This is a genomic window from Aquimarina callyspongiae (genome assembly GCF_034322225.1).
Taxonomy (GTDB): Bacteria; Bacteroidota; Bacteroidia; order Flavobacteriales; family Flavobacteriaceae; genus Aquimarina.
The window spans coordinates 295,100-319,728 of record NZ_JAXLPA010000005.1; the positions used below are offsets into that span (position 1 = coordinate 295,100).

Genomic DNA, 24,629 nt, shown 5'->3' on the forward strand with positions numbered 1-24,629 from the left:
TATTTCTTTTTATATTTTCTTAAATATTCGTTCCTTCTTCTTTATAGAATGGAAATACTAGATTGCTTCTGGAATTGGTTGCTCTAATCCTATAATCAAGAATGATCAATAGTTCTCCATCTAATTCATTGGTTTGATCCATATCTATTTTCTCCAGGTCAATTCTAGGTTCGTAATAAAGGATTGCATTTTTGATCAATTCTTTTACAAAAGTTTTTAAAGTAAGATTTAAAGGCTTGAATAATAACTCATCAAGATTACATCCATAATTAGGTACCATAACTCGTTCGCCTAAACGTGTAGATAGTAGGATTTCAAGGCTGCTTTTGATATCAGCTTCATCTGATAACATTTCTACTCTTCCCTTTCCTTTTTTACTAAATTCGGGAGGAAAGCCCCAACCTGTACCTAAAAAAGATGTATTCGTATCCATTTGTGTTATATAATATTATTCTTAAGTTTTGTTTTAGAAATTATCCTCCTATTAAAACTGTAGGTAGGCCTAAAACTATCGTGCCTCCGTGAGCTGTGCTATCGCCCATTCGGGCTGCAGGCATACCTCCAATCATTACGGTTCCTGATCCTACAATTATAGTATCTGGTGGCCCAACACAGGTTGCCATATCACCCACTCTGGCTGCGGGTAATCCTCCTATTAATACGGTCGGTTCTCCCGCTGGTAATATTGGTCCTCCAACGTGTGGAATTATTCCAGTAACCATAGGACATACATGCATATCTGTTACTCTTGCTGCTGGTGGCATATTTTTATCGTTTATAGTTATTAGTTCTTAATTAATGTGATTCATATCGAAACACCTCCCTTACCCTCCTCAAGGAGGGAATTAATTCTCTTTTAACTCTTAGTTTATACTAGTACTGTTTTTTAATTAATCTGTACCAAAGAACCTTTAAGGGTTGCAGTAGCACTAGAAGACATTTCTACTCCTGCGGAGCCTTCTGCCTTAAATTGTGCATTTGCGGTAATATTTACATTGGTTCCTTCTATATTTACATCTCCAGAAGCTGTCATATTGATATCACTTGCGCTTTCGATTGCTATTCCTGAATCATCGATCGTAATGATATTAGAGTTATCATCCTCAATAACTATGGAGCCTGCATCTTCATCCAAAATCATTTTTTTACCTGCTGGTGTTTCAATAGTTATTGATTTTTTATCGTCATCAAATAACACTTTCATTTCGCTACGCGTGATAAATCCTTTTTCATGATTATCATCTGTTGCGGTAATCGGCGCTGGCTTTGCACTACTATGAAGCATTCCTAAAACTACTGCATCATTAGGGTCATCATTAATAAACCCTATGATTACCTCATCCTCTATTTCGGGTCTAAAAAAAGCTCCTCTATTCTCTCCTGCATCCAAAGAAGCTACGCGACACCATATTCCTTGTTCTTCACTATTGACAATAGGTATTTGTACAAGGATTCTATCTTCTCCATCAGGATCTTCTTCTAATTGACTTACAATCCCCACTTGAAGCCCACAAACTCCTGATAATAATCCTGATGCCGGCATTGGGTTAATATCATATGTTTCTGAAAACCATTTAGGGTTTACTCCAAATTGTGCATCGACTGTCCAGTTTCCCTCAGAGATATGATGACTCACAGCGGTTACATAAATTTTTCCGTTAAACCGATCGCCTACTCCTTGTAAATTCAAGATAACTCCTGGTTTTGCCGCTGGTATGCCTTGAAATTTTACTCTTCCTCGTATTTTGGATAATTGTTGAAACATCCATTTAGCATCACTCCAATCCTGCAACTCTGCAGTAGAAAGTGAGCCTCCATGTCTCAATTCTAAATTTTCCAATGCTATTACTGAAGACAAATCTGATGGAGTCAGGTTTCCGTTTAGAGCTACTGAAGGATCTGCTCCTTCTGCTTCTACAATTTCCTGATCGGCATAATTCCAGCTATAGGATGTAACTTTATCTATTTGATGCCTTGCATCTATTTCTGCATCTAAGTTTAAAAGAGTAGCTCCAAAAGTTACAGTCTCTATTGATTCTGCGCCAAAATCAGGTTTTTTGATAGTCAACTTCCCTTCATCCACAAAACACAATTTACCATTAGCTTGTGCTCTGCTTATAATAAAATCCCAATCTGAAATATTATACTGTACGAGTTCTTTATGCTCGTGATTAGTTGCTTCTACATCTTTATCAAGGCCATAACTATCAATGATTTCTTCTATAATTCCGCTATCCTTATTTTCATAGAAATACTTACTTTTTCTTCCTATGGTAAGTTTTACTGCTTCATCTTTACATTCAAGAATCAGATAAGAGCCATTGGTTTTAATCTTAATATTATGCTTGATTACAATTCCTTTAAAAATAGATTCTTCATCAGAATGATACCCTGCTGTTATTTCGATTTCAGCTCCTGGAATGAGTAATTCTTCATTACTTAATTCAAAATCCTGTTTTGCAGGTTCTCCATCGATTAAAATAATCTTGGCAGTAGAAATTCTATTGACTTCTTTTTCTACAACTATAGTTTTTACTTGATATTTCTTAGACAATTCCTGTCCACCAACAAGTACTTTATGAGTAACTAAGTCTGCACTTTTTGAAGTTTGTATTACACTGCCTTCTGCCATTGTTATGATATTTTTTCGATTGGTGGAAAGAAAATTTCTTTTCCTACTTCTAGTTTTCTAAATGATGTTAACTGATTTACTTTTGCAACCTCGAGATAATACTTTGAATCCCCGTATATACGATGTGACATCAGTGGTAACGTATCCCCTTCTTTAACTACTCTTAAATGTGTTAGATCTGGAGATTGGTTGTTTTCTCTTGCTACTCGTAGATCATCTTCTACAAATCCCTGGAATTTTGCTTTTGCTACCGCTCTAATTGGTGTACCATCTGGTTTGAAAAGTTTAAACTCTATACTCATCTCTGTGAGCTTACCTTTAAATAGTAAAGCTCCCCAAGAGATCATCACATAGTTAGGTTCGTGTTCATCTCCGTTATAGTCAAGTATTACTTTTTTAAATTTTTCAATATCATCGATAATCCCTTCTCCTTCATCTTTTAACACCTTATTATCTTCACTACTATTGGGATCACCGCCATAATGCACTAGTACTCCTGATCGGTCAAATAGAAATTCTAATTCTAGATCTTCGGGTAACTTTTTATTAAACCTTGGAGATAAATCACTGGTACCGGAAGCCTGATCCTCGTTTTGTTCAATCTTATAATTGAACGTATACTTCTCGGGATTAATCAAAGTAGTAAATTCGCCATCTCCAACTTTATTATTGAATTCGGGATCGCTGTAGGCTACTACCTTTAATTTTGTTAATTCTCCTGTACTCATGATTACCTTTCAGTTTGTTTAGCTATGATGTCCATAACTTGTTCTACACATTCTGCAATAATGGCATCTTTATCGGCTCCAGAGGCTTTTTTACTTCCGGGATTATCAGCTCCTTTTTTAGCATTATTATCCACATTTATTTTTATGTGTAACTCTTTGATCTCTATAGCTCCCATTTATGTGATAGTGTTATAATAGTTATACACCAGTTCAATAGTTTCTATGACTACTTTGCTTTCTTCTGCATTAAAATCTGCGATTGACCATTTTATTGGATAGGCATGAACAATATTCCAAGAAAGGAGAGGTTCATGCTTTTCGTTCAACAATTTGACAATCATATTGATAGGCTCAAAATCAAAGTTTTCTACTGCCTTTTTACACCAATCTACAACCTTAGAATCCACTAATAATCCTCTTTTAAGAACCAAATTTGGATATTTGGTTCTTACCGGGATTTTATGCTTGAATCTATTTTCTCCACCCTCAGTAATTTCTTCGGTTTCGATATCAACTGTCAACCCTGATACGGATTGGAATTGATGATCTTTTTCACTGGTTGATAAACCGGTGAATTCTACACTGAAGTGAAACCCTACGGGTGGATAATAGGTAGCCATTAGGATGCTAGTTTAAGACTGTTAATTGCAAATTCTGCTGATTCTATTGCTATTTCGTTACCATCTGCTTTAAGATCTGTAGATTGGATTTTTAATAACCACGCATCAGACGCTTCCCAGGTTACAACAGGCTCGTGTTTTTCATCCAGTAAACTAATGGTAAGATCACTTCTATACTGCTCTTCCCCTTCCTGGAAGAATACATTTTTCTTCCACATATCAAAGAATTGCCCTTTTGTAGATACAAATGTTCCTCTTTTGATGGAGATGTTGGCAAACTTGGTCATTCCTGGTTGTTTTTTCTTGAAATAATCATTGTCTGCTCCTCCTCTATACTCGATAAGTTCAGTTTCAAAATCTAAACCCGATACTTCTGTACAATTTAATTCGGTATCACCTCCTATTGTTACTTTAAAATGAAACTTGGGTAATGGATATTCTGCCATGATTTCTATGTATTTTATTGTTTATTTTTATTATTATTTTCTATCGTTTATACAGATTATGCTTCCTGCATTTTGTGAGAGAATTTAAGAATGATAAATTCTGCCGGACGCACTACAGCCATACCTATCTCGATAATCATATTACCATCCAGGATATCGTTTGCGGTCATTGTTTCTCCTAGTCCTACGTTTACATAAAAAGCTTTATCTGGTGTTGGACCTGCTAATGCTCCTGCTCTCCATTGTAATGTTAAGAAGTTATTGATCATTGCTTTTACTCGAACCCAGGTATTCATATCATTTGGTTCAAAAACAAATTGCTCTGTTGCTTTTTTGATAGATTCTTCTGCCATATTAAAGAACCTTCTTACAGGCACATATCTCCATTCTTTATCATTTCCTGCAAGTGTTCTCGCTCCCCATACCATAACACCTTTTCCTGTAAAAGTTCTGATAGCATTAATAGATTTTCCTGCTACTGCATCCACATTTAATCCATCTTGTTGTGTATTGGTAACCTTTACTGTCGGTTTGATCACGTAGTTTACACTTACGTTTGCCGGTGCTTTCCATACGCCTCTATCGCTATCTACCTTGGCGTATATTCCTGCCATTGTACAACTTGGTGGTAACTCCATTGGAAGATTTCCTATTTCTGACAATATTCTGTTATAAGTTGCATTATCTACAGCTTCTACATCACTTAAATTTCTTCCGTTAAGATCACCGTTATTTCTATCTTGCCCTTCAACATTTTTGATCTCTGTGGTAAGATTTGTAAGATTGGTTGCTATATTGGCAAATGCATCAAATGTTGATGTTATCCCTGTTTGCGTATCCAAATCTGTATATGTCTCAAGTTTCTGAAGCTCATCACTAAAGTTTGATGCATTTACATCCAAAAGATTTTTAACTTTTGTATCTGTATTGGCATTTTGCATTTTGGTATATAGCTCTTGTAAATTAGCATACACTTCGTCAATCTTATCTGCCCCTTCAAAATCTATATTAAATGTTGCTAATTCTCCTTCAATTGTTGCGGCCAAAGCTGGGTCTTCATCTTTTATGGTACTTGCTGCAGCATTGGCTTCATCATTTAATGATTCTTTAAAATCTATTAACTCTTTTAAGGATGTTAATAATGTTTCTACCGATGACAAAAAAGCAGTTTTTTGTGCAGGTGTAATTGTAAAAACGGCTGGTGCTACTATTGGTGTTGCTAAATCCAGACCTGCTGCTCCATACATATAGAACAATACATTACTAACATCTCCGGATATGTCTCCTGGAGAAGTTACCAGATCTACCAGTTTAGCTACCGTAGCATTCATACCAGAAGTAGGATCCTCAATAGCAGCTATATTAGTTTTAATCAACTCATATGCATCTGCTTCATAAGAAAAGTGGTTTAATACAATCTCACTTGCATCAAAACTATAATCCAAAATTGTTTCTAAGTACGGATAATAGGCAGCTCCATATTTGATATAATCTTTATCAGAACTAATATTATTCCTTAAATCATTGATATTTGTATCTGTAGGACTAGTTCCATCATAGTTTAATGTATCAATAATAGTAAACCTATCCTGTAGTTCATTACACTGATCTAATGCATCATTATACAAACCATAAAAGTCTGTGGCTGTAATTGCAGTTACTCGTGTTGCATCTGGAAATAGAATTAACGTAGGTTCGTCTACTTTTTTTAACTCTGCCAAACCTGATTTTAAAGCGTTGGTATTATTTATGGCAGTAACCGGAGTATCAGAATCATCTAAATCATTTCCATATCGTCCTACTGAAACAATGTAACAAGGACCTCCTCCATTTGCAAAATACATTTGCAAAGAGTAATACATTAAAAATGGTTGTTTTTCGGTTGGTTGATCAACAATTATTGATCGCTCTTCTGCACCGTTTACCAGCTCATCATTAATGGTTACACTAATAGTTGTTTCTGGTTTTGCAAAACCGAAAAATGTCTCGTATTCTAACATAGATGTTATTCGAGTAGGAATATCTTTTAAATCCCCTTTGATTTTATTGGTTGCTTTCTCGGTATATCCTATAAAAGCCGGAATTGCAGTTTCTACTTGGGCTACGGATGGAGGAAATTTTACAATCTCCTCGATATAGACCCCTGGTGTTTTGTACGTAGTTGCCATAATTTTAATTGTTTTTAAATATAAATTTCAGAATATGTTGTTATCGTATTTGTATTCTCGTCAGTCACTTGTTTTATGATATTTGCCGTCGGATTAGGAAATACGTATTTTTCAATATCATCTGGAAGCGGTGCCACCAGATCATCTTCGGGTTCTATTTCTATAAAACCATTTCGGGTAAGTGGTTTTACTGAGGATGTTTCTAATTCGTTGTCATCTGATTTCTTAATATATTTCCAGATGGTTTTTCTATTATCAAAATGGAGTTTATATACTGGTATTGGATCCAAAAGAAAATTTTTGATATCCTCAGGATCGGTATTATCAATTTCAATAACATCTCTGTTATTGTCACCTATCATTTGTAGTCGAATGATCCCAATTAGTCCTTTACCTTGTTCTTTTTGTATGGATTGATTTATGATCTGTTTCCCCTCATCAGAATCAATATCCTCTGGTTCTATTTCTGCAATAAGATTTAATCGAGCTTTTATCTCTGCTCGTATATTATCTTGCTCTATCTCATACCATAATTGCTGAGTACTTTCTTCTGTCAATAATAAATCTTCTGTTACTAGATCATTAGAAGAATTTAATGATATGTATGTATAAGGATCAGCTTCGGTATCTGGTTTGATATTTGAGAAATAATAAAGTCGGTTTGCTTCTTGAGGTAATGCTGTGTAATTGTCAAATAAATAATCGTTTGAATACAGTAAGAAGGTCAGTGTTAGGTTATCACTTAGAAAGATCTTAGATCTAAACTTTTCATCTTCTTCAGTAACACTATTAAGAATTCTAAAACCATCGTTGTTCTTTCTTAGTATCAATTTATGATTCTCCATTTCTGAGAAAGTACTATAAGAAGGAACAATAGTAAGGTACTGAGAAAAGTCATATTTTTTAAGTTGTTCTTTTTTCTCATCTTCATTCATTGATATGAAAGAAGATTCTCCATCATCTAAGAAATAAGAGTGATGTACCATTACCTGAAAAAGAGTTTTATAAAGTGTTCTAAATGCCATTTAATTATGATTTAGACTTCCATTAATTTCTGTAATAACACTACCTTCAGACTGGGTTACATCTCTTTCGATATGAAGTACACTTACTTTATAGATCACTGAAGGATATTGTTTGCCTCCTAAGGTTCCCCATATAAAATTCATTTCTTCAAAAGAAGGAGTAAATAACTCAACATTGAATTTGAAATCTTTTATGTTATCCATTCCATTCAATTCTCTATCAAAACTGGTATTGGATTGTGTAAAGACTCTCTTGGATTGAAAAAACTCAATGATCTTTGATATACTCTTTAAAGATTCTGTATAATCACTCCTATTTGCGGAAAACATAATATAGAGGTTGAGATAAATCTTATGATTTTTATAAATTACTCTGGTTCCTTCAATCTCATGATTAGGGATATTTTTAAGTGTGGCTTCTTCTTCTGCATGTAATAATGATAACACTACATTATTTGAATCTCCCTGATCATTATTTTCGGATTCTACAAAGGCGATATTATCCAATGAGACTGGTTTTTCTTCAATTTCTATATCAAAGAAATTATTTACTTCTTCAGTAATAATCTGCAATACTTCGAATATCATATTCTTTGCTGTTATAGAATTAAACTTGTTATCAACGCATACCAATATTGTTTCATAACATATGAATAACAATAGGTTCTAATCTTTTACAACATGTTCACACTGCGAATTATGGGGTGGCAATTCTTAATCAATTAAAAGAGGAATAATGTTCTTGATTAAGATGATATAAATGTAGGATGAAGTATGAAAAATTGTTATAGTTAAAACACCAATTCTCCATAGGAAAACAACTTTTTTATAAAGGGGTAAATCTCCCTATATCGTTACTGTTTTATTGTAGTTTTTTAACCAAAAAGAATATAACAAACTCATAATCAACATAAAACATAAAACACTCCCTGAATTCAGTGAGGCTACTTTCACCGAAACAGGTGTGTTTAGAAAGGAAATAGAGTTGAATCTTTGTACTATAAATACAACAGAACTTTTATTATGAAAAATATAACCCACATCATTTTCTTTTTATTGAATCTTGTAGTCATTATTGAAGTTAATGCTCAAGAAACATATTCAGATAACCAACAATCAGAAACTCAAAACAAGTTAGTAACCTATTCTTCTGAACAGAAAAGAGTATTAAAAAAATTATACTACAGTAATGGAAAACTTAAAGAAACCAGGGAAACTTTACTTGGTAGATTAGATGGTTCCTGGAGGTATTATTATCCTAGTGGGCAATTAAAAAAAGAAGGGCAATTTACTAAAGATAGACCTGAAGGTATCTGGAAATGTTATTCTGAAAAAGGAGAGCTTATGATGATCGAAAAATACAATAATGGACTTGAACACGGACAATGGAAATCCTTTTACGATAGTGGAACAGTAAAAATCCAAGGATCTTTTATAAATGGAAAAAGAGAAGGAAAATGGGAGATATTTGATGATCAGGGAATCCTAAGAAGAGTTGTAACTTTTGAAAATGATCACGAAAAAGGCGAAAAGATTATGTTTCAAAACTCTTTAGAGTTAGAAAATTTTTCCACACATCAATCTCTAACTAATTACTAAAACAAAGGATTTATAGTTGATATTATCAAATTTAAAATATGTATTATGATGACTTTCATTTTAATTGGCTTATTCATTTTTTTTATCCTTATCGTATTGTTTTATCAATCTTATTGGTCTAAAGCAGAACAATACTACGATTGTATCAATTATGAAAACTATCAACTTATTAAAGAATCTCCTTTTTCTGAAGAATGCAGTACTTATGAAATTAATAAAAAAGAAGATCAGATTTTATTTAGAAAAAAAGGGTACTCATTATTCTATATACAACTTAAATCAATAAGTAATAAACATGTCGAGTTAATTGGACTTGATGGATATGGAATGAGAAATTCTGAATTCAAGAAATACATTTGCAAGTTGGTACATAAAATTAAGTCAAAACATAACAGAGAATTAGCTGGTTTATAAAATGCGCAAAACAATTATTATCATGGGACTCTTCAGTTTATTATTTGGTGGAAAAACAAAAGCTCAATCTTCAGGTAACTTAAGAGAAATAGCATTAAATGAATTTCTGGGTCAATATGTACCTACTAATTGTATAAAAGCATCACCAGAAACTATAGAAAAGTATAAAAACAAAGTTCCAGATGCTTTGATTAAATTATGGAAAAGCAATGGGTTTGGTAAATATAATAACGGTCTTATTGAAATCATTAATCCAGATGATTTTAACAAAACCCTATGGACCTGGTTAGGTAAAGAAGTAGCTAATTATGTTCCCATCGCAATAAATGGTTTTGGAGATTTATTTTATTATAGAAAACTAACAGAATCGGATGAAGATGTCTGTGTAATCGAACCGCATTATAGGGATATTACAACTTGTGCGTGGAGTCTAGATCTTTTTTTTAATGATTATTTATGTCACAAAACTACTATTGAACACTTATTAAGAGAAGACTTGTTTTATGAAGCTATCGGTAAATATGGCGAATTATATAAAAATGAGATTTTTTATTTTGCTCCAGCGTTGGGTATTGGTGGTAGTGAGGAATTAAAAAACATTAAAAAAGGAAATGCTCAAATACATTTGGATATACTTTTTCAATTGTATTAGAAAACAAAAAAGGTTAAAAACTTGCCTCTACTTATTTTTTACTACCTGTATTCTTAAAATTAAATTTGATAACAAAAATTCCTTATAGAAGCTATTCTTATACTTTATCATTTCATCTTCACTGATGGTTTTCAATTCAAGAATAGTATTAACACTCATACTACACTATGAAGTATTTTCTTAATATTGGTGTTAGGATCTTTATGTTTTATTTATGTTAAATCTGCCTTTCCTTTCTCTATTCTAACAATTCATGAGGGCTAATTCATTATTTTTAAAGGATATATTCTACATTAATATTTTTGCTCTTAAAACCTAAATATCAAGCAATTATATTTATGTCATGTACTTTTAAAAGTTAACTCTTAATTCTAAAAATCATGAAATTAATAAAGAGAATAGGGCTCAAGTCCTTTTTTTTATTGCTTTGTATATTCTATACAACAACTTCTAATGGACAAATGCCTAATGAAATAGAAATCAATAATGGCATTATCAAATTAAAACTAGATCTAACAAGTGGAGGTGCCATCTCCTACCTATCTGATGCTAATAATAATTATAATGTGGTAAACATCCACGATAAAGGAAGATACATCCAACAATCTTATTATAATGGACAACATCTGGATCGTAGAGCTGAAGGGCAACATCCAAATTTTTCGCCTTGGAACTGGAATCCTATACAAGCAGGTGATATTTATGGAAATCGTTCTCAAGTAATCACTTATAGAAGAAATGCTAATGAATTGTATGTTAAAAATCGTCCTATGTTATGGGATATGAATAATAGCCCTTGTGAATGTTATTTTGAAACCTGGGTAACATTTAGTGGAACAGCAGCACACGTCAAAAACAAATTAACCGTATTTCGTACTGATAATCTTTGGCAAACTAGACCTTATCATCAGGAATTACCGGCTTTATATACAGTTGGTGATTTATATAAACTTTATACCTATAGAGGCTCAGCTCCTTGGACGAATGATGGACTGAGTAGAATTAATAATAGCGGACCTCCATGGGCATATTGGAATACTAATGAAAGTTGGGCTGCATTAGTTAATAATAATAACTGGGGAGTAGGTATATACAATCCTATCAGTACTTATTTTGTGGGTGGGTTTAGTGGTTCGCCTGGTGGTGGTCCTTATGATAACCCTACGGGATATTTTTCTCCTCTAATTACAAAGGCCTTAAGTAAAAATGGTACTTTTCAATACGAATATGATCTGATTCTTGGTAACCTTAATGATATAAGAACCTACGTTTATCAAAAACGAGGTGTTAATCCTGGTGGCAATACACTATCCTGGGAGTTTAATCAATCTGGAAATAATGAAGGGTGGATACGTTCTGGGGGAACCAACTCTATTGCTACAACAGGAGGATCACTCAACGTAGGTATTACATCTGGAGATCCACAAATTATCAACCAAAATGTATCTTTTAATCCTAATTCGTTTGATTATTTAAAGATTGGAATTAGAAATTTCACTAATAATGGAGATATGGATTTCTTTTGGAGTAATAGTTCTGGAGGGTTTTCTGCCAGTAAAAGAATAAGAGTATCAGTCGCGCCTAACAATAATAACCTAAATGAATATGTGTTTGATCTAAGAAATGTATCACTATGGAATAATGGTGGTACTATCAATGCAATCAGGATAGACCCTCCTGGTGACGGTAATCCATCCGGAGAAAATGTCAAAATCGATTACATTCGTTTTACAGGAAATACCAGATCCAAAGAAGTTTCAGTTTTAAAAATAGATGAAACTGATAATATTTTAAAAGTATTTCCTAATCCTTTTGCAGAAGAGCTAAATATACATACTAAAGAAAAAAGCTTTATACTTTACAATCTCAGAGGAAAAAAAATCATTACACCACATACAAAGACTAAAAATGGTTTTAATATCATTACCAATAACTTAACCTCTGGTTTATATTATATAAAAGTTGGTAAAGAAGTATTTAAAATTTATAAATCAAAGAATAGATAAGAAAGATATCTCTTTACCTTCGGTCTCTGAAATGTAAAAATACTTAAATGAATTTAAGAGATTCTCGTTTTAGTAAAAAAGCTAAATCTATTTTATAGAAATAAAAAGAGCCCATCTAATAAAATTAAATGGGCTCTTTTATTTAAGTATATTAGGATATTACATCTTCACTTCAGAGAGTTTAACCTCTTTTGCTTCTTTATCCAGTAATACTACCTCATCAAAACCAGCATTCTTGAATTGCTCAAACTGCGTAGCGGCATCACCAATAACTAGATACGCCATTTTGGTTTCATCCAGGTATTTATTTGCTAGTGCTTTATGTTGTTCTAATGTCATTCCTTGGATTATAGCTTCTTCTTTTGCTATATAATCAGTTGTCAGATCATATCTACCTATTTCCTGAAGCATTCCTAGTAATGCACCCTGAGTTTCGAATCTTCTGGCATTAGATTTAATTAATGCATTCTTTGTAAACGAAAGATCTTCTTCTGATATACCATTTTTATACTTCGTAATTTCATCTTTAAAGATCTTTACAGATTCAAATGTAGTATTGGTTCTTACACTTGAAGAAGCTGTAAAAGTACCTGGTATTTTGCTTCCTCCAAATCTTGTTCTTGCACCATACGTATATCCTTTTTCTTCTCTAAGAATAAGGTTAACATTACCTGAGAATGATCCTCCAAGCTTATAATTCATTACAGTCGCAGGAAAATAGTCATCATCTGTACGTGCCATAGAAAGATAACCTATATTGATCACAGACTGTTTTGCATTAGGAATATCAACAAAATAAAGAGAAGCTTTATCTCTATTGTTTACAATTTCGTATTCTGGAATCGTAACTTCTTTTGCTGCCCATTTACTTTCTAAATCTTTAAGAGTAGTAAGCACATTGTCTTTATTGATATTACCTACTATTTGAAATTTACTCACTGATGGAGAAAAATTGTCTTGATAAAATTTCTTAAGATCATCGATAGTTATTGCTTCTACAGATGCAACGGTTCCAGACGTTGGATGAGCAAACATATGCTTCTCACCATAAAGTACTTTATTGTATACGTTTCTTGCTACTACGTTAGGATTTGCATCAGATCTTTTAATACCATTAATAGTTTTGGTTTTAATTCTGGCAAATTCTTCTTCATCCCATCTTGGTTCTAATAAAATTTCTTCTATTAAGTCTACCGTTTTATCAAAATTACGTACTAAGGTATTTCCGCGAATAATAATTGATTCTCTGGTTGTAAACATATTGATAGAAGCTCCTAATAATTCTATTTCTTCTTCTAGCTGCTCTGGAGTTTTAGTTGCGGTACCTTCCATCATAATATCTGTCATAAGGTTTGCAACACCTACCTTATCAAACGAATCTAATAGATGACCTCCTGATATAATTAAACTAAAGTTCACTAACGGAAGTTCATTTTGCTCAATTCCGTATACTTTAATACCATTTGATAAAGAAGTATTCCAGGATGTTGGAATATTTAACTTTGGAGCTTCTCCTTGAGCAGGTTGTACAGAACGATCAAAAGCCGAGGGCGTTTTTTTAATCTCTTCTTCTGCATCAACCACTGCAGTTTCTACATTGTCTTTAATTTCTTCTTCTACAATTGCTGCTTTTTCTGAATCATTGGCAGCAAGATCTGTTTTTCCTTTAGGAACAAAACTTGTTATAACATAAGGCTTGTCCTTAATATATGTATTATAAGCTCTAACCACATCATCTTTTGTTACTGCTTTGATATTTTCGATATCTTGAGTAATAAAACCAGGATCTCCTGCAAATACATTATACTGTGCTAACTGAAATGATTTTCCGAGAACACTACCAATACCATTATAGAATTGTGTTTCGAGACCTGCTTTTATACGCTCAATATCAGTATCTGTAATTCCTTCTTCTTCAAACTTTTTAAAAGCCTCAAATACTCCTGCTTCAATATCAGCCAGGCTCTTACCATCGTTTGCTGTGATATTAACTCTAAATTTACCTGCTAGCTCCATAGAACTGTTCCAGGCATTAGTATCTGATGTTAGTTCTTTTTCTTTTACTAAAACCTTATATAAAGGTGCTTTTTTTCCTTCAGATAATAATTCTCCTAAGAAATCAAGCGCATAAGCATCTTTTGAATATTGTTCTACTGTAGGCCATACCATATTTAATTGTGCTGTTGTAGCAAAATTATCCTCGTGATAAAACCTTTTTGTTTCTGACAACGTAACATTTTGTACAGCCAGTTTTTCTACAGGCTGACGTTTTTTAATTTCGCCAAAATACTTCTCGATCATTGCTTTGGCATCAGCAACCTCAAAATCTCCTGCTAATACCAAAGTGGCATTATTAGGACCATAGAATTTATCATAAAATTCTTTCACATCATCTATAGTAGCATTTTGAAGATCTACTAGCTCACCTATCACCTGCCAGTTATAAGGGTGTCCTTCTGGGAAAATGTTTTTATCAATAACCCAATTAGTATGCCCATAAGGATTGTTATCTACACGTTGTCTTTTTTCGTTCTGAACAACTTCTTGTTGGTTTTTAAAAGCACTATTTGTAACAGTATTAATCAAAAACCCCATTCTATCAGATTCTAACCACATAACGGTTTCCATAGCATTTTTAGGAACTACTTCATAGTAGATAGTTCCGTCTTGCCAGGTTCCTCCATTTAAGGTTCCTCCAACATCCTGGATTTTCTTAAAAAACTGATCCTGAGGAACATTTTCAGATTCCTGGAACAACATATGTTCAAATAAGTGAGCAAAACCAGTTCTTCCAGTTTTTTCTCTATTAGATCCTACTCCATATTGTATTGCTACCGAAACTATCGGATCAGATTTATCCTGATGCAATACTACTTCAAGTCCATTTTCTAACTCATATTTTTCAAAATCGATTGATAGTTTACCGACTTCGTCATTAGATGGTTCTGTTTTTGTTTCCTTATTACAAGAAACAAATCCCAGAAATAAAAAGGATGCTAGTATAACCAACCTCCCAAAGATGTGAGTTTTCATGATTTTGTTTTTTGATTTAAAGGCTAAAATTAACGGATGTGTTTGACTATTCTTATTGAAGTATTAATAAAAAAACGTTAAAAAAGATGTTTTTATCAAAATTTCAGAGCTATTTTAAAGGGTTCTCTTGAGATATCCCTTTTTTATCAATTGCTACCTTGAGTAATACTCTGGTTACATTTAATGTTCTAATTTTATTGAAGTATCGATTTTAAGGTACCAAAATAAAAATCTATTATAAAAAAACAGAGGAGCTTATCCCTCCTCTGTCGCCTATCGTTATACCTGATTATACGCAACCGGCAGTCCCGAAATTTAAGAATCTACAGTTTCTACCATTGTAATTAGGATTTACATAGCAGCAACTTAGGGCTGGATCACAACATCTTGATATTGTTAACATACCCCCGTTAACAGCTTTTTGTTCTCCTTTACTTATTGATTGAACCCCATTTAGATTTGCAATATTTTTCAACATAATTTCAAAATTTAAAAAGTTAATCCATCCAAAACATTTAAAGACACTTTGGATTTGTGTCTATTCTTGCAAGAATATCTTATTGAAAATGTTAATTTTTTATAACATTTGCTTAAATGTTACCTATAAAGGAAATTCTTACCCCTCATTTTAACTTTTTTTCAAAAAAAAAGAGTAACAATCTGATTAACAAGGCTTATCTAATTAGAAAAAACGTTTAATGAAGATAATAGATGCAGATATTAATAAGATACCTATTAACAGCCACCATAAAGAAAAAGTAGAGTCATTTTGTAAAGTATCATCTTCTCCTAGCAATATAAAAGAAGCCCAGAAGTGTGGAGAAGCTTCAGAAAAACTATGAGATTCTAAGTATTTAACTTTGGCATTGTGTAAAGCACTGGATTTGGTTTGTCCTTTACTTAGGTTATTATAAAAAGATTGGATGATAAATGAAGTAGATTGATCGTCGATACTCCATAGAGTAGATACCACACTTTTTGAACCAGAATAAAAGAATCCTCTGGCCAGACTTCTGACACCTTCTCCTATTTCTTGCTCTCCAAGAGTAGTATTACAACCACTTAATACTACTAGAGATGCATTATTTCTTAAAAGATATAACTCTTCTAATGTAAGTTTTTCTTCTTTAAAAGATATCCAGGGTGTAGGTATCTCTACATCTGTATGAGTAGCAAGATGGATAATATTATGATTAGAAAAAGAATTGATAAAATTGGATTTACTGGCCTGATTTCCTAATAATAATTCTCCATCAAAATACTTTTCTAAAATCTTCACCTCTTCATCACTATTTAATAAAGGAGGTAAAGAAGTATCTTTAAAATATTTAGGAGCGAGTCCAAGAAAAGTATTTTTATCAGATACTTTTATGTCATTATTTTTTAAAAACGAATAAGAATACCAATAGCTAATTTCGCTATCCTTTATCAAATATGATTTTAATTGTTCTGAAGTTGATAAAGCCTCAAAAGGAATAAAGGATAGATAACTATCAGGAATCAATCTTACTTTTTTCTTTTTAAGTTTTTTTCTGATACGTTCAGGAAACAAGGTTTCAAACACTTTTAAAGATAGTTGATGATATAACTGTTCTGTTTCTCTTGTGGTAATAGGTTTTTTACATAGAGGTAATAATGTTCTAATATCTTTTCTTAACTCTAAGGTATTACTTGTTTCAAAAAAGTCAACATTATCTTTTGAGATAAACAATGAATATACTCTATTCATATTAGTATATATACCATAACCATCATCAACAGAAACGTGAAACTCAACAATGACTTCTTTATCATTAATTTGGTCTCTTAATGATTTTAAAGAATAAATTTTTGGCTCAGAATACGTTATACCTATACTATCCTGTAACTCTTTTATTTGTCTTTCTTGTAGAATCGATATTCTTTTAAGAGAATCTATAAAAGGTGATCTCTCTAACTTACGGTTTTTAAGAAGGTTTTGAGTTTTAAAGTATTGCTCTTTATATAAACGATCTTTTTCTAATACTTTACCTGGAAGTGCTGCTCTTTGAGTTAGTTTTTGAAGTGTTATATCTTCCATTAAGAGCAAAGCCTTATTTTTTTCCATAAAATAAAAAGCCTGTTCTGGGTTATTACTCAGATAACAAGCTCTGATCGCTTTACCATAAATATCAGTACCTAGTTTACGCCAAAAAAGCCGAGATCTAAACTCTCGTGTATCTACTTTTAGTATATCAATAACAAAGTCAGCAAGTTTAAAATACCGTATACTCTTATCAAGCAGTTCTACTTGCTCCGTTGCTTCATAATTTTTAAGATAAAGCTCTGCTAATTGAGGAAATATTCTTAATAATCTATCCTTATATTTTGATTGAATCAAAATCTCAACATTGCTATCTTCATCAATCTTAAAATCTTTACCTATAAGATACTCTAGGCCTTTATGAGTATGCTCTATTGCTTTTTTGTATTCTTTTTTTAAACCATAACAAAAGCCTATATTAAAATAAATCTGGTATTGTCTAACATTATCTGAAGTGTCTGTAATTTTAAGTGCCTGACTCTGAAACTCTATAGATCGATCAGGGTCCGTTGTATTAAAAAGGTTTCCTTTTCCAATATAAATATCTCTTATTTTAGAAGAATCTTTACTTTCTTCTGCTATCCTCAAAGCTTTATCGTAATACTTCAAGGATTTTGGGATATTTAATATTTCATTTTGATTGTATAAAGAAGCAATAGAAAGATTAACAAAATAACGTGATCGATTAGGTATCTTTATTTTTTGTAAAATTGCTTCTGCTTCTGTAGCGTATAAAATCGCTTTTTGATATCCTTCATCTGATTTAATACTTAATAATACATTAATAGAGTTGTTTAAAGTAAGAAGTCTCTTTCTCATTAATGTATTATCCTCCTGTGATAATAATAGAAACTGTTCAAAATGATCTAATGCTTTATAATAGTCATGGATACTTTTATAAATAAGTCCCAGTTCATTATAAGTTAAAACTCCTTGCCTATTTTTATTGTTAATCTTAAGGACCTCATTAAATGTTTTTATAGCGCTAAGTATCTGGTTATTTTTGCGATAATAATACCCAAGATCAAATAAAATTTTTTGAATAAAAGAAAGGTTATTTGCATTTTGGTTTTTAGCAAAGTTTAGAGCTTTCTTCTCATAAAATATTGCTTCCTTCTTTTCTTTTATCTTATATAACCAATAGGCATAGTCATGATAAAAAAAATGTAGTGAATCTGATTCTTTTTTTTCAAGGGCATTTATCAATGAATCTATTTTAACGATTCTTTCTTTTACAGAAATTTTAGATTCAATAACCAATTTTAAAGTTGCGGTATTTTGAGAAAAAAGTGTGACAAAAAAAAGTAAAAACACCCAAACCACACTCGTTTTTAAACAAGTAAAGTTTAGGTGTCTTAATTTATTTTTCATACAAGAGGTAATATCTATAAGTTATCCTCCTACTTCCATTCCATCTAATCTAGGATCTTCTTCTAGTGTTTCTCCCAAATCTCCATCTCCTTCAGGACGCCCTGGTTTTCTTACAAGCCACATATCTAGATGAGTATCTGTTGGCTGTAAAGGAGTTAATATTATTTGATCCAAAAAATTATCAAAATATTCTTGCCTTACAATAAGAACCTCACGTGCTGTTAAAGAAGGGTCATATTCTACTCTTACCGTCTTTGGCCAAATAGTTGGTCCATCAACTCTTGAGTTTTTTTGATTTAATTCTTTTTTAATTTCCAGAGTCTCAGTTTCTATATTTTCTGTGCTACATGCAAATAGTAATACCGTAATTAAAAGGGGTAAAAAGTGTTTATTTTTCATAAAATAATAATTCTTGATTTGTAAAAATATTTTTTTTTCGTAAAATGTGCTTGATTTTTAGTCTTTTGTTATAATTATACCAAAATCTTACCCTCCTTAGGAGGTATTTATGAGCTTTTTTTCTAATAATTCTCAAATAAATGCGCTTGTAACTGGTGATGACTCTGTTATTCGCCTCTTATATAATACCCTTTTCCCAAAAGTTTTGTCTTTTGTTAAAAATAATAAAGGGTCTAAAGATGATGCTCAAGAAATTTTTAATGATGCCATTTATCAATTAATTGTCCGAGCCAAAGTTAAAGGAGTTCAAATAAATACTTCTTTTGAGGCCTATTTTTATACCATTTGTAAAAATTTATGGTACAAAGAGTTAAATAAAAGAAAAAAAGAGGTAAGAAATGAAGGTATATTAGAACTTAAAGAAAATGACAATCATCAAGAGACAATTTCTGCTATTTTGGAACAAGAACGCTGGGAGTTGTTTGAAGAGATGATTTCAAAATTATCGGGCAATTGTGCAGAGTTATTAAAAGATTATTTTAACAAAGTACCTTATAACGAAATTGTAGATAAATTTTCATACGCCTCTGAAAATGCTGCTTTTCAAAGAGTCTTTAAATGTAAAAAACGACTTATGGAACTTATAAAAAAAGATGCTCGTTATAAAAACCTACGTGAGTGATGAAAGAAGATATACAACTTAAAATAGAACGATATATCAGCGGTTCAATGTCTGCTGAAGAAGTCCGTTTATTTGAAGAGCAAATAGCCAAAGATATTTCTTTAAGAGATGAAGTTCTTTTATCTAAACAAATTAATCATCATTACAAAAACAATAAAAACCAAACGTTATCTCCAGATAATCAATTCACCAGAGATCTTAAAGATTTTATAGAAAGTGAAGAATCTGAACAAATTAAAACCCGAATTAGCAGTATCAGTAAAACCTATCATAACAAAAACACTTTCTCTAGAAAGAAGTTTTTGTTTGTTGCCGCAACAATCGTTTTACTAGCTATGACTACTTTTAGTTTAATTCTATTTAACACAGATACTCCTGATGAATTATTTGCTCAATATTATCATAAAGAAGATCTTCCCTCTTTAGTCAAAAGAGAACGTCAGGTTTCTATTTTAACTCAAGGTGTTATTGCTTTTCACGAAAATGATTTTGAAAAAAGTGCTAAACTTTTACAAGAATATCAAACACAAGAAAAAAACCTCAATCCATCCGTATATATCTATTCTGGAATGGCCTATACCCAATTAGAGGATTACGACTTAGCTCTTAAAGAATTTGATAAAATGATTAATGCTAATACAATTGATAGTTCTAAAGGATTATGGTTTAAAGCATTGGCATATTTAAAAATGAATGATCTTAAAAACCTAGAAACTACTTTAAAATCGATTACTTCATCTTCTTCTAATTTTAAATATTTAGAAGCAAAAGAGCTTCTTGATAAATTATAATTTACAAATACTTCGTTCTTTTTTAATTCGATAAACTCTTATAAACAAACTGATTATCTAATCACTTCTTTCTATTCTTCATTTTCTAAAATTTCAAAAATTTCAATTTTTTTCTCATTCTATGTTTACTTTTCATTTTTGATACTCACTAACTATTAGTTAGATGAAAAAAATATGAAAACACTCTTAGTTACAATCCTCATTAAAGATCAGAAGCTGATCTAATAATTTACTAAGAGAAATTGGCACTCATCTATACTACGATAATAGGTTTTTAACCCCTCTATTAAGTTGTTTCCCCCAAAAACAAAAACAGTAAACCCCCTGAAAAAAATCAGGGATAAAACTGTAAACACCTATTAATCAGTAATATAATTTTGAAAAATTAAAATTCAATATCATGAAAAATAGAAATATTAAACTTTATCTCCTGGAGATAATACTGCTCTTTCTAGCGCTACATTTATCGCATCGAGCGCATTCGCAAGTACATTACGACGAAGGTAGAATGATCATTAATGGGGTACAATTACTTCAAGATAGTAACGATCCCAGTGCTTATTATTATCAACCTGATTTTCCTAGACTAGCTACAAAAGAAGATGGTGATTTTGAACTTATGTGTATGAAATATATAGGTCAAGGCGGCAATGCCAGCGGTGGTCTTTTTCATACTTTAATACAATTTGATCTTCCAGAAGATGTACTTAAAGAAGTAGAAAAAGAACTCAAAGAACAAAAGGGAGGTGCAAGAATTGTTGGACCAATTCCTATGAAACAAGCCCTAAAAGATGGTGAAGATGGTATCGCTAGTTTCAAAATTGTTTCTTCTATCCTCAACAATGTTGATGGTGATAATCCTTTTACACAGAATGTCATTACTTCTGGTCATGCTCCTTTGTATAAAAACTCTAAAGCTGCCATTGCAGCAAAATTAAGTCAGGAAGGAGCTACATTATTGTGGGAATCTTTACAAGGTAAAACATCAGATGTATCTGTAGTAGTTAGTGGATTCTATGAAGCCAAAGTCAAAGGATATAATGCTATTGTCTCTGCTGATATGTCAACTATCTATGAACATTATAGCAAAGTATACAGCTACCAGAAAGATTATACCAAAAGGCAATTACGTAAAGTAACAGACGAAATGGTACAGGATCAAAAACTGAATATTGATGTTTTTGATAGATCTCAAGGTTTAGGTATTAAAACCGATGATATGAGTAGTATACTGTCATTAGTTACTGATAAACTGATTGAACTTATGTTTGATGCAGAAACCGGTTGGGCAAAACAACCTGAAAAAGAAACAGCTGTAGAACAAGGTCAACTTCAAGGAAGAAGAAAAAGAGGATTTTTTAGTAAGCTTTTTGGAGGAGATCAAAATGAAAAATATGTCACTGATAATCAGTTTGTGCTTAAAAAGCGTACTGATATTAAAGTCAATAAATTTTACTTAAATCTCAGTAAGTCTACAACCATTAAAGTACCTGTATATTCTTCTGGTAATATAAGTGGATTGTATGATGTATTTAAAGAAGATCCTGCAAGTAAAGATAAATATTTCAGGGTTGTAGATCTGGAAGATATAGATTTCTTAAAACGAGAAGTCATTTTTCAATTGGATGGAGAATACATTGATTCTTTTGGTGAAATATTAAATTCTGTAAGTGTCAGTTTTAAAAAACAATATGGAGGCGATCAAAACGATGTAACCAGAGACGTTATTATAAAAAGAGGTGATCTGGAAAATGGTTCTGATTATAAGAATATCTTTTATCCCAGACTCGGTATCAAAGGATCTGATTGGTTGGATTATGAATACAAATTAAGTTGGAATTTAAAAGGAGATGATAAAACCATACAGCTACCAAAAGGAAAAGACAATTGGATAAAAACCAATGATGCTGCTGTAGCATTAACCCCTCCGTTTACAAAAAGAGTCGTACAAATTGATGCAGACAGAACATTTTTTAAGGAGTCTAATACTCAGGCCTGCTCTGTAAAATTTTACACCATACTTAATGGGCAACCAAAACCTCAACGTACTGTAATCTTACGAAAAAACGATGCAGAAAATACCACCAAAGTTAATCTGTATCACGATAAAGACGAACCCGTTGTCTATCAAGTGAGTTGGTATAATACTACTGGACAAACCGAACAAAATCCACAACCATTGGATAATGACTATCTGTTTTTAATCCCTCCTCAGGAGTAGAAAAGCAATATCATATAATACATCTTATTAGTTATGAATTATTTAAAAAATCACATACTTGTATTTGTGCTATTTGGGCTATGTATTAGTACAAACGCACAAACAATCTTAATCGATCAAGGAGTTAATGCAGACGGATTATGGTGTTTTCCTATACACAAAAAAGAAAACACATACCTGTATTTACCGCAACGAGCACGTTTATCATTAAACAACGATAGTATTCCTGAGTTTTCATTTTTACGTTATGTACTTGAAAAACCTTCAGAAAATACTACTAATACCATTACAGAAGCTGGAGGTGGAGGGATTCTTAATTTTCTGGTACTATATGATACACCAAAAGAATTAATATCTAATGCAGAACGCTTTTTAAAGAAAAAACTAGAAAATGATGAAATCATACTTAGGGGTCCAATCATTTTTGATAGCGGTAAATACACATTGGTTTCGTCCATTCTTAATCCATCCTCTGGAACTTCTAAAAAAGAAATCTTAGGAACAGGAGTCGCTCCAATTATTGAAAACAGTAAAATCCCGCTTTCATTTGATATCGACCCTGTCAAATCCAAACTATTACTAGAAAGTTTTAAAATGTCGACTCCCGATGTCTCCCTGGTTTTTGAATTAGGATTCTCTGGACTGACAGAAAGTTACGAAGCCGAACTTGAGATAGATTGGTCAGAGGTAAAAAAGAGTCATGCATTTGATGCTGGAGGAAGCATCTACTTTGTGGGCGCCGATGTAGGGTTAGGTTTTGATAAGCTAAGAAAAGATAATGCAATAAAGTTTACTAGTACCGGAAGCGATGAATCTATGGAGAGCCTAGTGCAAACTGTATATAACAAACTATTGGAACTTATGTTTAAACCCACACCTTTAGAACAGGTGCCAGAAGAACATCGTGGAGGTCTTGAAGATGCTATTAGTTCTATGATCAGTCCAGATGGTATGATGGGGAGTAGAAATACCACAGGATTCGGAATTAACGTGGGATATCAATATAAAGAACATAAAACAACCGGAAAAAGTAATATGGTTTTTAAAGGGCGTAGTACCGTAAACAGAAATCACTATATCACTTTTAATGCCGGAAATCTTTACAAGAAATATGGTGATAATAAAGAGATATTTAAAGATGTTCCTCTTTGGGATCCCGCTTTTCAACAGCGCGATGTATATGTAGGTGTTGATGGAAACATCGAAAAAGAATTTGATAAAATGCTGAACAGCGTTACTGTCAAACTAAACAAACAGCATCAAAACGGAGACAACACTCTAAAAGAAGTATTACTCACCAAAGACACTTATAAATCCTCAAACGGAAAAATAGCAATGAAGTATCTCAACCACGAGGATGCTGATAAAAATGAGTGGCTTAACTATCAATATAAAACAACCTGGAAATTTATTGGCGGTGGCACTTTTAATGAAGAATGGAAAACAGAATCAGCTTCAATGATAAATCTATATACACCTTTTCAAAGACGAAGAATCGACCTTTCAGGAGATCTTAAAGTATTTCAAGAGAATAATATTAGAGCTGTTGCTGTAAAAATTAATTATGACTTTTTTGGAGATCCAAAATCCAAACATCTCACTCTCTACCCAACAGATAATATCAGTGATAAATTTTTTGAAATAACGCTTCCAAAAGGAAAAGATGATGTGGATTATACCATCACCTGGTATGTAAAAAATGATGCCCCAATACAAAAAAAAGGGGTCGATCAATATGGATTGATCTTCATAGACGAAATACCAAATTAAAACTTTGAAT

At 32.2% G+C, this 24,629-nt stretch carries 21 protein-coding genes; 8 read left to right on the forward strand and 13 right to left on the reverse strand.

The window, feature by feature from the left end:
• Positions 1-19: 19 nt before the first annotated feature.
• From U0D62_RS20875 to U0D62_RS20920, 10 genes are all read right to left on the reverse strand, one after another.
• Positions 20-433, reverse strand: a complete 414-nt coding sequence (locus tag U0D62_RS20875) for a GPW/gp25 family protein (protein WP_322289293.1) — start codon at positions 431-433, stop codon at positions 20-22.
• Between the two features lie 40 nt (positions 434-473).
• Positions 474-764 carry a PAAR domain-containing protein gene (locus tag U0D62_RS20880; protein ID WP_322289294.1) on the reverse strand — a complete coding sequence of 97 codons (291 nt, stop codon included), beginning with the start codon at positions 762-764 and terminating at the stop codon, positions 474-476.
• Between the two features lie 122 nt (positions 765-886).
• Positions 887-2,632, reverse strand: a complete 1,746-nt coding sequence (gene vgrG / locus U0D62_RS20885; protein ID WP_322289295.1) for a type VI secretion system tip protein VgrG — start codon at positions 2,630-2,632, stop codon at positions 887-889.
• Positions 2,633-2,634: 2 nt separating this feature from the next.
• On the reverse strand, positions 2,635-3,360 hold the full coding sequence (locus U0D62_RS20890; protein ID WP_322289296.1) for a CIS tube protein: 726 nt from the start codon (positions 3,358-3,360) through the stop codon (positions 2,635-2,637).
• 2 nt (positions 3,361-3,362) lie between these two features.
• Positions 3,363-3,536, reverse strand: a complete 174-nt coding sequence (locus U0D62_RS20895; RefSeq protein ID WP_322289297.1) for a DUF5908 family protein — start codon at positions 3,534-3,536, stop codon at positions 3,363-3,365.
• Positions 3,537-3,980: a phage tail protein gene (locus U0D62_RS20900; protein WP_322289298.1), complete on the reverse strand. Its 444-nt coding sequence runs from the start codon at positions 3,978-3,980 to the stop codon at positions 3,537-3,539.
• The gene (locus U0D62_RS20905; RefSeq protein WP_322289299.1) at positions 3,980-4,426 is read right to left on the reverse strand and encodes a phage tail protein; all 447 of its coding nucleotides are present in this window, start codon (positions 4,424-4,426) and stop codon (positions 3,980-3,982) included. The genes U0D62_RS20900 and U0D62_RS20905 overlap by 1 nt, the downstream gene beginning before the upstream one ends.
• 56 nt (positions 4,427-4,482) lie before the next feature.
• Positions 4,483-6,594, reverse strand: a complete 2,112-nt coding sequence (locus U0D62_RS20910) for a phage tail sheath C-terminal domain-containing protein (RefSeq protein ID WP_322289300.1) — start codon at positions 6,592-6,594, stop codon at positions 4,483-4,485.
• A gap of 14 nt (positions 6,595-6,608) precedes the next feature.
• On the reverse strand, positions 6,609-7,619 hold the full coding sequence (locus U0D62_RS20915; protein ID WP_322289301.1) for a hypothetical protein: 1,011 nt from the start codon (positions 7,617-7,619) through the stop codon (positions 6,609-6,611).
• Positions 7,620-8,207, reverse strand: a complete 588-nt coding sequence (locus tag U0D62_RS20920) for a Pvc16 family protein (RefSeq protein WP_322289302.1) — start codon at positions 8,205-8,207, stop codon at positions 7,620-7,622.
• A 435-nt stretch (positions 8,208-8,642) separates the two neighbouring features.
• Between U0D62_RS20920 and U0D62_RS20925 the strand changes: the two genes are divergently transcribed.
• The 4 genes from U0D62_RS20925 to U0D62_RS20940 all read left to right on the forward strand — a co-directional run bounded on the left by U0D62_RS20925 (position 8,643) and on the right by U0D62_RS20940 (position 12,290).
• A complete protein-coding gene (locus tag U0D62_RS20925) occupies positions 8,643-9,218 on the forward strand; it encodes a toxin-antitoxin system YwqK family antitoxin (protein ID WP_322289303.1) in 576 nt (191 codons plus the stop codon).
• A gap of 45 nt (positions 9,219-9,263) precedes the next feature.
• Positions 9,264-9,632 carry a hypothetical protein gene (locus U0D62_RS20930; RefSeq protein ID WP_322289304.1) on the forward strand — a complete coding sequence of 123 codons (369 nt, stop codon included), beginning with the start codon at positions 9,264-9,266 and terminating at the stop codon, positions 9,630-9,632.
• A gap of 22 nt (positions 9,633-9,654) precedes the next feature.
• Positions 9,655-10,284, forward strand: coding sequence for a T6SS immunity protein Tdi1 domain-containing protein (locus U0D62_RS20935; RefSeq protein WP_322289305.1), 630 nt, complete (start codon positions 9,655-9,657; stop codon positions 10,282-10,284).
• Positions 10,285-10,664: 380 nt separating this feature from the next.
• Positions 10,665-12,290 carry a T9SS type A sorting domain-containing protein gene (locus U0D62_RS20940; protein WP_322289306.1) on the forward strand — a complete coding sequence of 542 codons (1,626 nt, stop codon included), beginning with the start codon at positions 10,665-10,667 and terminating at the stop codon, positions 12,288-12,290.
• A 159-nt stretch (positions 12,291-12,449) separates the two neighbouring features.
• Here the strand turns inward: U0D62_RS20940 and U0D62_RS20945 are convergent, their stop codons facing one another.
• From U0D62_RS20945 to U0D62_RS20955, 3 genes are all read right to left on the reverse strand, one after another.
• A complete protein-coding gene (locus U0D62_RS20945; protein ID WP_322289307.1) occupies positions 12,450-15,323 on the reverse strand; it encodes a M16 family metallopeptidase in 2,874 nt (957 codons plus the stop codon).
• A 682-nt stretch (positions 15,324-16,005) separates the two neighbouring features.
• On the reverse strand, positions 16,006-18,756 hold the full coding sequence (locus tag U0D62_RS20950) for a CHAT domain-containing protein (RefSeq protein ID WP_322289308.1): 2,751 nt from the start codon (positions 18,754-18,756) through the stop codon (positions 16,006-16,008).
• A gap of 21 nt (positions 18,757-18,777) precedes the next feature.
• Positions 18,778-19,155 (reverse strand): hypothetical protein, encoded by a 378-nt coding sequence (locus U0D62_RS20955; protein ID WP_322289309.1) that lies wholly within the window; start codon positions 19,153-19,155, stop codon positions 18,778-18,780.
• A 109-nt stretch (positions 19,156-19,264) separates the two neighbouring features.
• Here U0D62_RS20955 and U0D62_RS20960 point away from each other — a divergent pair, with 109 nt between their 5' ends.
• The 4 genes from U0D62_RS20960 to U0D62_RS20975 all read left to right on the forward strand — a co-directional run bounded on the left by U0D62_RS20960 (position 19,265) and on the right by U0D62_RS20975 (position 24,619).
• Complete coding sequence (locus U0D62_RS20960; protein WP_322289310.1) at positions 19,265-19,837, forward strand: RNA polymerase sigma factor; 573 nt, start codon at positions 19,265-19,267, stop codon at positions 19,835-19,837.
• Positions 19,837-20,628 carry a tetratricopeptide repeat protein gene (locus tag U0D62_RS20965; protein WP_322289311.1) on the forward strand — a complete coding sequence of 264 codons (792 nt, stop codon included), beginning with the start codon at positions 19,837-19,839 and terminating at the stop codon, positions 20,626-20,628. Before U0D62_RS20960 ends, U0D62_RS20965 begins: the two co-directional genes overlap by 1 nt.
• A 400-nt stretch (positions 20,629-21,028) precedes the next feature.
• Entirely contained in the window at positions 21,029-22,849 is a 1,821-nt protein-coding gene (locus U0D62_RS20970) for a hypothetical protein (RefSeq protein ID WP_322289312.1), read from the forward strand.
• Positions 22,850-22,882: 33 nt separating this feature from the next.
• Entirely contained in the window at positions 22,883-24,619 is a 1,737-nt protein-coding gene (locus U0D62_RS20975; protein WP_322289313.1) for a hypothetical protein, read from the forward strand.
• The last annotated feature ends 10 nt before the right edge of the window (positions 24,620-24,629 follow it).